A 12994-nucleotide genomic window follows, 5' to 3' on the forward strand; every position below is an offset into this window, starting at 1 on the left:
TTTATATCTCTTTGACTAAGGTTCGGACTAGGGAATTTAACTAATTCTACTTGAATCTCGCCGTAACTGAAAACCGAACTTTTGTCATCGAAGGTTTATTCAACACCGATAGGTCAAAAAATTACTTAACAAAAACAACCGAACAAAGTAATAATTGGCTATAACATAGTTGTAACAACCCTGTTTATGGATAAAAAGGGGTAACAATGGTTGTTGGATATATCAGGGCAATTTTTCAAAATATGTTAAGGGATTAAAGTGAGAACGATACAAAGGAAGGCTTTTAAAAAACTATTATTGTGTAATTCGTTGTTTACTATTTCAATATTTTGTTTGTTTGCTCAAGTGAATGCCAAGCAACTCCAAACAAAAGAATATAGGTCTTTATTTATTGATAAAGGCCAAGCCCCCACCGTTTTCGCCATTAACAGTAAAGGTGAAAGTTCAGTTAATTCCTTCTATTCAACAGCAGTTAATCAATCATATTTAAATACAGTTAATCAACTCAAGTATGAGCCATCAGGTTTATCCATAAGCTCCATCGCTGCAGGGACAGAAACTAGAAGTAATGATGGTCTTGATGTACAAGAAGATGAAAATCTAATCACTTATAGTGAGCTAAATAATAAAGACTGGTGGGGAGCATTAATTGAAATTTCGACGGTATTGGTCATTGGTGAGGTGCTTTACCTGACTAGCGAAGAAAGTATGGAAGGAGATTTTGATTACGAAATTGAAGGTAATGCAGCGCAATACTTTGCCGATCGAATAGTGACGACTGAGGCTTGGAAACTTGATGATAACAAAGTTGGCATGAACTGGGGGCATACATACGCAGGTGCACTTTATTATCAAGCGTTTCGTAATTACAACTTTAATTATTATGAATCTTTGGCGGGTAATTTTATCGCGTCAGCTGTCTGGGAAGTTTTTGCTGAATATAAAGAAGTGGTGAGTGTGAATGATCAAATTGTTACTACTTTTGGTGGTGCGGTTTTAGGTGAAAGCTTATTTCAATTATCAGAAATGTTAGATTCAAAACAAGGCTGGATCCCAACGGCTTTTAGTAGTGTTTTTAATCCTGCTAAGACCATTAAAGGTTGGTTTGGTTATGATAATCCTCAACGGTTTAATCGAGCATATGCCAAGGACATATTTAATATCTATACAGGGGCAAACTACTCCAATAAAGAACAAGCTGATATTTCAACTACTTCTTTAATACTAGGGTTAGAGGCGAGTGTTGATAGCGTTCAAGGTAAATATGATTCTTTATCTGCAACACCTAGCCAAGTCGATTTAAATATGGAACTGGGGATTTCTAATGAAGGAATTGAAGATTGGCAAATGGATTCTTCGATTTTTTTAGGTGGCTTGACGAGTGATGTTAATGCGATATCTGATTCAGGAACTAGGCGGCAGACTTGGTTTTTGGGGCCATCCATGGGGCTGGAATATAGTAGTTTGGGTCAAGATGAAGAGGAAGATTTTTACGCAGCAATTAATGTGATAGGCGTAACTGCAGGTACGAAATGGTTTGTTGATGATGTTTCGATAAGCATTAGAGGCGACTTGTTTGGCGATTTTAGTATGGTGAAACCCTTCGCAACAAAAGAATATCGCCAAAGTGGTGGCCATTTTTGGGGGACAAAATCGGTGCTTTGGGAAGGCGGTTATGGGTATGCTTTAGGTCATACAGCCAAGTTAGCCTTAGAAGCAAATTATAAAGAGTTGTTGCTCGGGATTAAGTTTCAAAGTCAACGGTGGGATTCTATTGATGATAACGAGTTTAATCGAAGTAGTGATTGGAACCCAAATGTCAGTGACATAGACTTTAAAGATGCGCGGGATAGGTATGAAGTATACCTTGATGTTCCTTTAACTAACACTATGAGTATTAGTATTCATCATGAAAGAATAGATCGAAGTGGGACATTAACGGGTATTGAAAATGTATCCATTGCCAATCGAAATGATGAAACAGAAAGCCGCAGTAGTATTCACTTTATTTATAAATATTAATCGATAAATTATTGCTTTGGTATTGGACCATCTTATTCACTTGTATCGATAAAATGACGAGTAGAGCTGAATTACGCTTTTGATTTAGTTTTTAGAAAAGAGTTTTCTAAAAATAGTCACAAGGTTATGAAACTAAGAGTGAATTTGGATTTTTGTATGAAATACAATTACTGAAAGCTACTGCCGTTGAAAAATTTATAGATAGCAAATGGTACTCATGATGAATTGCAAGTAATTTCATGTTTCAAATGCTGGGATTGTGATCAATTGCGCTGTATCATACCGCGCAACCCTACTATAAGAATTAACAGCTGGAGTGAGTAATGCTGAAAAAAGATATGAATATCGCGGATTATGATCCACAACTATTTGCAGCAATTGAAGATGAAACACGCCGTCAAGAAGAGCACATCGAACTCATTGCTTCTGAAAACTATACCAGCCCACGTGTTCTTGAAGCTCAAGGTTCACAGTTAACCAACAAATACGCTGAAGGTTATCCTGGAAAGCGTTACTACGGCGGTTGTGAGCATGTAGATATTGCAGAAGAGTTAGCTATTTCTCGTGCAAAAGAATTGTTTGGCGCTACATACGCAAACGTTCAACCACATTCAGGTTCTCAAGCGAATTCAGCAGTTTTCATGGCGTTACTTCAAGGCGGTGATACTGTTTTAGGTATGAGCCTTGCTCATGGTGGTCACTTGACTCACGGTTCTCATGTGAGTTTTTCAGGCAAGCTTTATAATGCCGTTCAGTACGGTATCGATGAAACTACAGGTAAAATTGATTACGCTGAAGTTGAGCGTTTAGCTGTAGAACATAAACCAAAAATGATTATTGCAGGTTTCTCTGCATACTCAGGCATTATCGATTGGGGCAAGTTCCGCGAAATCGCTGACAAAGTGGGTGCTTACTTATTCGTAGATATGGCTCACGTTGCAGGTCTTGTTGCTGCAGGTATTTACCCGAATCCGCTACCACATGCACACGTTGTTACTACTACTACTCATAAAACGCTTGCGGGCCCTCGTGGTGGTTTAATTCTATCTGCATCAAATGATGAAGACATATACAAGAAATTAAACTCAGCAGTATTCCCTGGTGGCCAAGGTGGTCCGTTGATGCATGTTATTGCAGCTAAAGCGGTAGCATTTAAAGAAGCATTGGATCCAGAATTTACCACTTACCAAGAACAAGTTGTTGCTAATGCAAAAGCAATGGCAAAAACATTCATCGAGCGTGGCTACGATGTTGTTTCTGGTGGTACAGATAACCACTTATTCTTGCTTGATTTGATCAGCAAAGATATGACAGGTAAAGATGCAGATGCTGCGTTAGGCAAAGCAAACATCACAGTAAACAAAAACTCAGTGCCAAATGATCCGCGTTCACCATTTGTTACTTCAGGTCTTCGTATTGGTTCTCCAGCAATTACCCGTCGTGGTTTCGCTGAAACTGAATCAGTAGAACTAACAAACTGGATGTGTGATGTGCTAGATGACATCAGTAATGAAGCTACAATCGAGCGCGTAAAGAACCAAGTGCTTGAGTTATGTGCTAAATACCCTGTTTACGGGTAAATTGATTACTGGTAAAGGTTTACGGGTAAATCGCTCACAAATAAAAGGTGAGGGATAAAACCGTTACTTGATGTTTAAATAAGCCGAGCAAAAAGCGAGATAACACTGGCTAATATTGCTCCTCTTATTTAGACACATTATCCATTTGAACTAAGTAGGATAATCTTATCGATAAGGTTAACCTTATTAAGTAAATAGGATAAACTTTAATGGCTGTAAGTACCTTGTGCTTACGGCCATTTTATTTTTATTTTCAGGAGCGAATATGCATTGCCCATTTTGTAGCGCGACAGATACCAAAGTGATTGACTCTCGTCTTGTGGCTGATGGTCACCAAGTCCGTCGCCGCCGGGAATGTACATTGTGCCATGAACGCTTCACTACCTTTGAAGGCGCAGAATTAGTTATGCCGCGAGTGATCAAACAAGATGGTACTCGTCAGCCGTTTGATGAAGATAAACTTCGAGGTGGCATGTTACGTGCGGTAGAAAAACGTCCAGTGTCTATTGACCAAATTGAACAAGCATTAACTAAAATCAAATCGACCTTAAGAGGTACGGGTGAGCGCGAGATTGACTCAGCAATGATTGGTAATTTAATGATGGAGCAATTAATGGTGTTAGATAAAGTTGCTTATATTCGTTTCGCCTCAGTTTATCGTGCCTTTGAAGATGTTTCTCAGTTTGGCGAAGCCATCGCTAAGCTACAAAAGTAATTTCTATTCCCAATATCGAGGCTGTGGATTATGTCTTACAGCCGCTATTCAAGTAGGTGTTTATGTCTCAATGGTCTATTACTGATATTGAAATGATGAGCCTGGCAATTTCTTTAGCCGAAAAAGGGCGTTACACCACTCGTCCTAACCCAAATGTTGGCTGTGTCATTGCCGTTGCTGATAACATTATTGGTCAGGGCTACCATATCAAAGCAGGTGGCCCCCATGCTGAAATTCATGCGCTTCAAGACGTAGATGCGAAACAAAATCGGCAGCAACTATCAGCCGCCACGGCTTATGTCACCCTTGAACCATGCAGCCATTATGGACGTACACCTCCTTGCGCATTAGCATTAATCAAAGCCGGTGTAAAAAGAGTCGTGATTGCTGAAGTTGATGCGAACCCACAAGTGGCAGGTAATGGTATTCGTTTACTTGAAGAAGCGGGCATTCAAGTCGACGTGGGATTATTGTCAGAACAAGCTAAGTTATTAAATTTAGGTTTTACCAAAAAAATGACCACAGGCTTGCCTAGAATTACGATTAAACTAGCAGCTAGTATTGATGGAAAAACGGCACTTTCGAATGGGGTCTCTAAATGGATAACTGGACCTGAAGCGCGCGCTGATGTGCAAAAGCTTCGTGCCCGTCATTGTGCCTTAGTGACAGGTGTTGAAACAGTACTTGCTGATAACCCAACGCTAAATGTGCGTTATGAAGAATTAGGCAGCATGAAAAACTCATTTTCACCCTCAGATCTACATCAGCCTTTGCGCGTTATTTTAGACAGTAAAGCTAGGCTAACGAGCGAAATGAAACTGTTTGAATTCGCGTCACCAGTATTGTTGGTTTCTTGCGTGGATTACCCCGCAAAAGTACAAGAAAAATTTAACAATCATGTTAGTTGTATCACTATTGCCACAAATGAGGATGGACGCGTTGATTTACATGCGTTATTTACTTACTTAGGTAAACAGTGCAACTCAGTACTGGTTGAGGCGGGGGCCACTCTTGCTGGTAGTGTGCTTAATGAAAAGCTTGCCGATGAACTCTACCTTTACCAAGCAATGAAGATTTTAGGCAGTCATGGCCGTAATTTATTACAACTGAACGACTATCAAACTATGGAACAAATTCCTGAGTTACAATTAGTCGATTCAAGACGCGTTGGTGATGATCAACGGATGATTTTTAATCTCTAGTTTATTATTTAGCTAGCTGTATTGGTTTGTGATGCTAATGCTATAGATAGCCTGTTATTAAACTTGATTGAGTTAACTGTTAATAATCGAATCGAACTGAACCGAATTAAAACAAGTGAGTATTTATGTTTACCGGCATTATTGAAGCCTTAGGCACATTGAGAAAAATCGAACGTAAAGGTGATGATATTCGCCTAAACGTTGCTAGCGGAAATTTGGATTTATCTGATGTTAAATTAGGCGATAGTATTGCGACCAATGGCGTATGTTTGACTGTAGTGCAATGCCTTGCAGATGGTTATATTGCCGACATTTCTGCTGAGACAGTTGCTTTGACAGGTTTTGCTAACTATCACGTTGGTCAAAAGGTAAATCTAGAAAAAGCTGTCCTACCAACGACTCGACTTGGCGGCCATATGGTCAGTGGCCATGTTGACGGTATTGCAGCAGTAGAGCAGCGAAGTGTACGTGGTAAAGCCATTGAGTTTTGGCTTGCCGCTCCAGCAGAATTGGCACGCTATATTGCTCACAAAGGCTCAATTACTATTGATGGTGTTAGCTTAACAGTTAATGAAATTGACGGTCATCGTTTTCGTTTAACGATAGTGCCACACACAGCATCAGAAACCACACTAATCAGCTTACAAGCTGGCGATAAGGTAAATATTGAAGTTGACCTTATTGCTCGATATTTAGAACGCTTAATGAATCCGCAACAGCCTGAGAAAGCTTCAGGCGGAGTGACAATGGAAATGTTAGCCAGCGCCGGATTTATGCGATAACCCTATTTTTACCCTATATTGCAAATATGGGAAATAACAACATAAAGGTCTTAACATGGCACTACATAGTATAGAAGAGATCATCGAAGACATTCGCCAAGGTAAAATGGTTATCTTGATGGACGATGAAGACAGAGAAAATGAAGGTGACTTGATTATGGCTGCCGAAAAGGTCACGCCTGAAGCAATCAACTTTATGGCGACATATGGCCGTGGTTTAATCTGTCAAACTATGACTAGAGAGCGTTGCCAACAATTAAATCTACCTTTAATGGTGACCAATAATAACGCCCAATTCTCTACTAATTTCACCGTTTCTATTGAAGCGGCAACAGGTGTTACAACGGGTATTTCTGCCCATGACCGCGCTGTTACTGTGCAAGCAGCAGTTGCCAAAGATGCAAAAGCGGCTGACTTAGTTCAACCTGGACATATTTTCCCATTAATGGCCCAAGATGGCGGCGTATTAACTCGTGCCGGTCATACTGAAGCTGGTTGTGATTTAGCCCGTTTAGCGGGTCTTGAACCATCAGGTGTAATTGTTGAAATCCTTAATGATGACGGCACCATGGCTCGTTGTCCTGACTTAGAAGTCTTCAGCGAAAAGCACGGCGTAAAAATGGGTACCATTGCTGATTTAATTGAGTACCGTAACACTAAAGAAACTACGGTTGTACGTGAAGCTGAATGTAAACTGCCAACACGTTTCGGTGAGTTCAAAATGGTGACTTTCAGAGACACTATCGATAACCAATTACACTATGCTTTAGTGAAAGGAAACGTTGAAGAGAACTGTCTAGTACGTGTTCACCTACAAAACACCTTTAATGATCTATTGCACTCTGAGCGCGACCAAAAACGTAGCTGGCCATTAGAAAAAGCCATGGAGCGTATTGCATCTGAAGGCGGTGTATTGGTGTTATTAGGCCATGAAGAGCATTCAAGTGAAATGCTTGCGAAAGTTAAAGCTTTTGAAGCTGAAGATAATGGCCAAGCGCCAGCTGCAGCTAAATGGGAAGGGACTTCTCGAAAAGTAGGAATTGGTTCACAAATTCTCTCCAGTCTTGGTGTTAGCACAATGCGTTTATTGAGTTCACCAAAACATTATCATTCGTTGTCAGGCTTTGGTTTAGAAGTTACTGATTACATTGCAGAATAATTCACTAATTTAGTGAAGTTAACATTTATCATTAATTGCACAGGACTCAGGGCATTTTGCTGTGGTATTATACCGCCACTTTTGCCCAGAGCTGGGTGCTTTAGCTAATTTAGGTAAGATAATGAACGTAGTTCAAGGTAATATCGAAGCAAAAAATGCCAAAGTTGCGATTGTAGTATCGCGTTTCAACAGTTTTTTAGTTGAAAGTCTGCTTGATGGCGCAATAGATACACTAAAACGTTTTGGTCAGGTTGACGATACCAACATTACTGTTGTTCGTGTTCCTGGCGCTGTTGAGCTGCCACTTGCTGCACGTCGTGTTGCTGCATCTGGAAAGTTTGACGGTATCATTGCACTAGGTGCAGTGATTCGTGGTGGTACTCCGCATTTTGATTTAGTTGCAGGCGAGTGTAACAAGGGGCTAGCTCAAGTTGCTTTAGAGTTTGATATCCCAGTTTCATTTGGCGTGTTAACCACAGATACCATTGAGCAAGCAATCGAACGCTCTGGTACTAAAGCAGGTAACAAAGGCACTGAAGCTGCTCTTGGCCTTCTTGAAATGGTTAACGTTCTGCAAGAATTAGAACAACAGTTGGTATAGTAGTAGGAAAAGTAATGAAGCCTTCAGAGCGCCGTAAGGCACGCCGTTTAGCTGTTCAAGCTATTTATTCGTGGCAATTAAGCAAGAATAACGTTGCTGATGTTGAACATGAATTTTTAACTGAGCAAAACATTAACGGTGTTGATGTAGCTTATTTTCGTGAATTGCTATCAGGTGTAGCCACGAAAGCAACTCAACTTGATGATCTTCTAAAACCTCACTTAGATCGTGATATTGAAGATGTATCTCCAGTTGAAAAAGCCATTGTGCGCTTAGCTGCATATGAATTAACTTATCGTAAAGATGTGCCATATAAAGTGGCTATCAACGAAGGTATCGAATTAGCGAAAGCGTTTGGTGCTGACGACAGCCATAAGTTTGTCAATGGTATGCTAGATAAGCTTGTTACTCGCAAGTAATGAATGAAAACGGTATCTTCGGATACCGTTTTTGTATGGCTTAAGATACTTCTATAAAACATATAGGTGGGCGGGCAACCGTACCAGATTTATCGTGAAAGAATTCCAACTTATTGAACAATTTTTCCGTGATAAAGGTCAACAACGCCGCGATGTTCATCTCGGTATCGGCGATGACTGCGCACTCGTGCAACCAGCAGAAGACAAATCTATCGCAATTTCATGCGACACGCTCGTAGAAAACGTCCATTTCTTACCAAGCATGCCTGCACATGAGTTAGGTTATAAAGCTGTGGCTGTTAATTTGTCAGATTTAGCGGCAATGGGCGCAGATCCTGCTTGGATGACTTTGGCGTTAACCTTGCCTGATGTGGATAATCAATGGCTTCAAGATTTCAGTGAAGGCTTATTTGAAGCGGCTGAGTATTATAGTGTTAGCCTCATTGGTGGTGATACGACCCGTGGCCCACGTTGTATTAACGTGACTATCCATGGTCAAGTCCCAACAGGAAAAGCATTGACCCGTAGTGGCGCTAAGATAGGTGATTGGATCTATGTCACCGGCACTTTAGGTGACTCAGCGTTAGGTCTTGATTTACTTTTAGGTAAAAAAGAAGTCGATCCGCAATACAAAGAGTTTTTGATTAACCGTCATTACCATCCAACCCCAAGGATCATTGCAGGCCAAGCTCTGCGCACTTTAGCATCCAGTGCAATTGATTTATCTGATGGATTAAACTCAGACATTAATCATGTTTTAAAATCGTCAGATGTCGGTGCCATTATTGATGTGAATGAGTTACCTTTATCCAAATCTCTCCTAGAGTCAGTAGGTAAAAAGGAAGCAATTAATTACGCGCTGACTGGAGGTGAAGATTATGAGTTATTATTCACTGTCCCAGAGTCACAACGCGGTGCGTTAGATACAGCGTTAATTCATGCGGGTGTTAAGTTTGTCAAAATTGGTCAAATTTGCGCGGGTGATAAATTGCGATTGGTATCTGATGGGCAGCCCTATGAGTTAGACTCGAAAAATTTTGAGCATTTTTAATGAATTTATTATCAACTGATCCAGCAGTATTAAAACTTTCTTTAAAAAATCCGGTGCATTTTTTAGCATTAGGGTTTGGTAGTGGTTTAGCAGCTAAAGCCCCTGGCACGTTTGGTACGCTTGCAGCTGTTCCATTGGTTTATTTAATGGGGCACTTAAGTTTAACGCCTTTTATCATTATTACTGTAATTAGTACCCTTGTTGGTTTTTATATTTGTGATAAAGCGGCAAAGGACATGGGCGTACATGATCATGGCGCAATCGTTTGGGATGAAGTRRAATCTTTACCTTCTCCAACAGCGGCATAAAATGCCGTTGCGGTGACAGGACCAATGCCWGGCACACTCTCCAAACGTTKGCATACTTGATTGTTCTTCATCTCTTGTTGAACTTGAACGTCACAACTTTTAAGCCTTCGCTCAATATCATTAAACTCTTCGTACAGTTGATAGAAAATATTTCGGCCTYTGGCTGTTAATTCGTTATCAGCATTTTCTAGAATATCAGGTAGCTTTGACCTAAAAGACGCTTTTCCTTTTGTGATAATAATGCCGTACTCAGCAAGCATCCCTCTAACCTGATTAATCAGTGCTGTCGATTGTTTGTTTAGCCTTTCTCTCATTCGATGCAACATCTGAATATCTTGTTGTTCTATAGGTTTTGGTTCTACAAAGCGCATGTTAGGCCGTTGCGCTGCTTCAGCTATCGCAAGTGCATCGTTATAGTCATTCTTATTTCCCTGTCTGTAGGGCACGACATACTGAGGCGCTATCAATTTGACTTGATGACCCACTTTCTCAAACTCTCTAGCCCAGTAATTTGCGCCACCACAGGCTTCCATCACAACAAGACAAGGTTCTATTTGAGCAAGAAAAAGTACTAACTCTTTTCGCTTAATTATCTTCTTTTTGACGAGCTTTCCGGCTTTATTAACGCCAACAAAATGAAAAACAGACTTTGCGATATCAAGACCAATTGTAGTAATGTTCATAGTGGACCCGTCCTCTTTCTGATGAGTTTTAGCAACTACATCGTGGCCCATTGCGAGGCCGATTAAAAGTGGATGGGTCCATTCCATTATCCATGCCAAGCTCACGGCCTTTCTCGATGACCTCAATTCAAATTGAACATTCAAAGAAGATCAAAAGCACCCACGCAACTTGAGCCTTTTAGATTTGTATCTTTTTGATCTTTTAGTTGTCGCGAATACCGTCAAATCGAAGAGACAATAATCCCAGTGTAGATGCAGCAGCGAGCTTCCAAAACATGGATGTTTTGGTAGAGCTTACATGGACGTACTTGCAGCGTCTCGCAGTTGTATCTGCACATAAGCCTGCGGCAGGCAATGGATTAGATTGAAGTAATGGTCTTGAGTAACTAGCCCAATTAATATGAGGTATAAAATTGTTGCTCTTAAAACGTTTATGCCCCAAAGCTTGTTAGCCTTTTATATGCCGGTATGTATATAGAGTTATATAAAAGGCAGCAATTGACAGCAATTGCTTCTCGTTATGTAAAAGCAAAAATTCTCGGATTTACCTACCGAATAATATTATATTATTGAAAAATATGTATTTTATTATTGAGAATAATTTACATAACGACCCAAGTTAATTCTCGGTTATCTCAATTCTCGGTTTTATCCAGTATTTAGTCGATTGATTTAAATATTGATGGCTGTTAAGTTATTAAAAATATTAATAAATTAAGCTAAAAAATGATTGAATTTTGGTAATTAGCCTAGGGGTGTTTATCGGAATTCTCGCTAATAAGCTGTTAGGTATACACGCTGGCTATGGAGAGTAAGTTGAAACGGTTTTTCATATTTATTATATGTTCGTCCATACCAGCATTTTGTATTTATTTAATTAGCATCTATGGATTTGATAACTGTGATGTTCATTTAGGTTGTTTTAGCCTATTCACACTATTTTGTACTTACGTTTTAGTATGGAGTTTATTAGGTTACATCGGTTTTGTATTTGCAAAGTCATCTTCAAAAAAGGCTAATTTGCCATATAAATATTTAGCTTTGTTGGGGCTCATTATTGGGCTTAGTCATTTTCTAGTGCAAATTAATATCGGGGACTTTTTAGTTATGCTTCCATTGCCAATTTTATTATCATGGCTTGGTAGTTCAGCCCTGTATCGTTTACAAGAAAAATAGGTTAAAAGTATACCTAACAAGGCATTTAAATCGGAACTAAAACAGCGGGTTTGGTTTCGCTCCACATTATAACCCGCTATTTTAGTCCGCTTAATGCGGCGTTAGGTGTATTAAGTGTTCGCATCAGAGTTGACTGAAAAATTATTAGCTGAAGGTTGTACGCCAGAAAGTTTTGCCGTTTTATCTCGCCAAAGTGATACTTACTGCTTAGATAAACTGTGGGGGGAATGGGCTGTTTTTTATTCCGAAAGAGGAATAGATTCTAAACCTATCTATACATCGGATTCTGAAACTGAGGCTTGCGAGTTTTTCTATGATTACATTCTAAAACAGGAACATTGGCATTTAGTCGGCTTTTTTAAAGATGAAGCAGAGGCACTAGAACTAGAGAGTAAGCTAGATAGAATTGGCTTATGTTCTATTCGCAATGACATTCCAGCTTTTAACGCTGCCAATGATCCAAGGTACCGTGTATTTGTTGTAGGCAAAGACATATTTAAAGCAAAAGAAAAGCTTGGTAGTTTAGCAATAACATACACCTAAAAAGCTAATAAATAAGGACAAAAAACAGTTGACTGTTTTCGTTCCTTAACATTTTAGCCAACAATTTTTTGCCCATTATTAGGGCGTTATGCGTTTAGGAAGGATCTGTGAACGAATTTTACCTAATTGAAAAAAGGATTTCGGAAATACAATCAAAGATCGAGCTCTATCAAGAACTTTATGGTTCTGAAGATTCGGTAGCTTCCCTTAATAAAAATTTCCCTGAATGCTTTGCGAAGTTTCAAGAGTCGCTTTTTTTTGAAATTATATGCCGCATAAGTGCTCTATTTGATCCCGCTTCATCAAGAAGTGACAAAAACTTAACGTTAGACCACTTAGTAACTATTAGCGATGAGGCGTACTCCAAGGAAATGCATTTGGTACTTGAGTCTTTGAAATTTGACTTCAAAGAAACGGGATTAAAAAACATTCGAAATAAACTTTATGCTCACAATGATTTGAGTGCATATATGCGCAAGAAGAAGTTCGCTACAAATATAACCTATAAATCTTTGACTTCTTTGTTAGTCAACTGTTTTTCCTTTGTTCGAGATTTAGGTATAGAGTCTGGGAAAGTGAAGCAAGATCAACTAATCTATCGTTCGACAAAACTACCTAAAAACCGTAATGGTAAAGCATTGATTGATAGGTTAAACAATGCATAACAAGTTACTCAAAAGGACGTAAAACGCTTGGCTTGCGCTCCTTCGTCGCTAATTTTAGCCAAGCATTTATGCGCCCATTAGTAAGGCG

11 protein-coding genes and 2 pseudogenes are annotated in these 12994 nt (G+C 39.6%); 12 read left to right on the plus strand and 1 reads right to left on the minus strand.

The features are described from left to right. Positions 1-258 precede the first annotated feature (258 nt). The 10 genes and pseudogenes from FNZ24_RS12655 to FNZ24_RS12700 all read left to right on the plus strand — a co-directional run. The gene (locus FNZ24_RS12655) at positions 259-2022 is read left to right on the plus strand and encodes a DUF3943 domain-containing protein (RefSeq protein WP_153914841.1); all 1764 of its coding nucleotides are present in this window, start codon (positions 259-261) and stop codon (positions 2020-2022) included. A gap of 323 nt (positions 2023-2345) precedes the next feature. Beyond that, on the plus strand, positions 2346-3602 hold the full coding sequence (gene glyA, locus FNZ24_RS12660; protein WP_153914842.1) for a serine hydroxymethyltransferase: 1257 nt from the start codon (positions 2346-2348) through the stop codon (positions 3600-3602). Positions 3603-3867: 265 nt separating this feature from the next. Beyond that, positions 3868-4317 carry a transcriptional regulator NrdR gene (gene nrdR / locus FNZ24_RS12665; protein WP_153914843.1) on the plus strand — a complete coding sequence of 150 codons (450 nt, stop codon included), beginning with the start codon at positions 3868-3870 and terminating at the stop codon, positions 4315-4317. Positions 4318-4379: 62 nt separating this feature from the next. Beyond that, positions 4380-5519 (plus strand): bifunctional diaminohydroxyphosphoribosylaminopyrimidine deaminase/5-amino-6-(5-phosphoribosylamino)uracil reductase RibD, encoded by a 1140-nt coding sequence (gene ribD / locus FNZ24_RS12670; protein WP_153914844.1) that lies wholly within the window; start codon positions 4380-4382, stop codon positions 5517-5519. A 125-nt stretch (positions 5520-5644) separates the two neighbouring features. Beyond that, positions 5645-6301, plus strand: a complete 657-nt coding sequence (locus tag FNZ24_RS12675; protein WP_153914845.1) for a riboflavin synthase — start codon at positions 5645-5647, stop codon at positions 6299-6301. 55 nt (positions 6302-6356) lie between these two features. Continuing rightward, the gene (gene ribBA, locus FNZ24_RS12680) at positions 6357-7460 is read left to right on the plus strand and encodes a bifunctional 3,4-dihydroxy-2-butanone-4-phosphate synthase/GTP cyclohydrolase II (protein ID WP_153914846.1); all 1104 of its coding nucleotides are present in this window, start codon (positions 6357-6359) and stop codon (positions 7458-7460) included. 121 nt (positions 7461-7581) lie between these two features. Next, positions 7582-8061 (plus strand): 6,7-dimethyl-8-ribityllumazine synthase, encoded by a 480-nt coding sequence (ribE, locus tag FNZ24_RS12685; RefSeq protein WP_153914847.1) that lies wholly within the window; start codon positions 7582-7584, stop codon positions 8059-8061. Positions 8062-8075: 14 nt separating this feature from the next. After that, on the plus strand, positions 8076-8480 hold the full coding sequence (gene nusB / locus FNZ24_RS12690; protein ID WP_076543020.1) for a transcription antitermination factor NusB: 405 nt from the start codon (positions 8076-8078) through the stop codon (positions 8478-8480). 94 nt (positions 8481-8574) lie between these two features. Continuing rightward, positions 8575-9531, plus strand: a complete 957-nt coding sequence (thiL, locus tag FNZ24_RS12695; protein WP_153914848.1) for a thiamine-phosphate kinase — start codon at positions 8575-8577, stop codon at positions 9529-9531. Continuing rightward, positions 9531-9818: pseudogene (locus tag FNZ24_RS12700) on the plus strand (phosphatidylglycerophosphatase A); the annotation flags it as partial. The gene thiL and the pseudogene FNZ24_RS12700, both read left to right, overlap by 1 nt. Here the strand turns inward: FNZ24_RS12700 and FNZ24_RS12705 are convergent. Then, positions 9797-10522 (minus strand): annotated as a pseudogene (locus FNZ24_RS12705) (IS110 family transposase); the annotation flags it as partial. The pseudogenes FNZ24_RS12700 and FNZ24_RS12705 overlap by 22 nt on opposite strands. A gap of 1290 nt (positions 10523-11812) precedes the next feature. Here FNZ24_RS12705 and FNZ24_RS12710 point away from each other — a divergent pair. Both FNZ24_RS12710 and FNZ24_RS12715 read left to right on the plus strand, forming a co-directional pair. Continuing rightward, positions 11813-12241, plus strand: coding sequence for an SPOR domain-containing protein (locus FNZ24_RS12710; RefSeq protein WP_153914850.1), 429 nt, complete (start codon positions 11813-11815; stop codon positions 12239-12241). A 107-nt stretch (positions 12242-12348) separates the two neighbouring features. Then, entirely contained in the window at positions 12349-12906 is a 558-nt protein-coding gene (locus FNZ24_RS12715) for a hypothetical protein (protein WP_153914851.1), read from the plus strand. Positions 12907-12994: the final 88 nt, after the last annotated feature.

The sequence above is a fragment of the Shewanella sp. TC10 genome, assembly GCF_009663145.1.
In the GTDB taxonomy this organism is placed as follows: domain Bacteria; phylum Pseudomonadota; class Gammaproteobacteria; order Enterobacterales; family Shewanellaceae; genus Shewanella.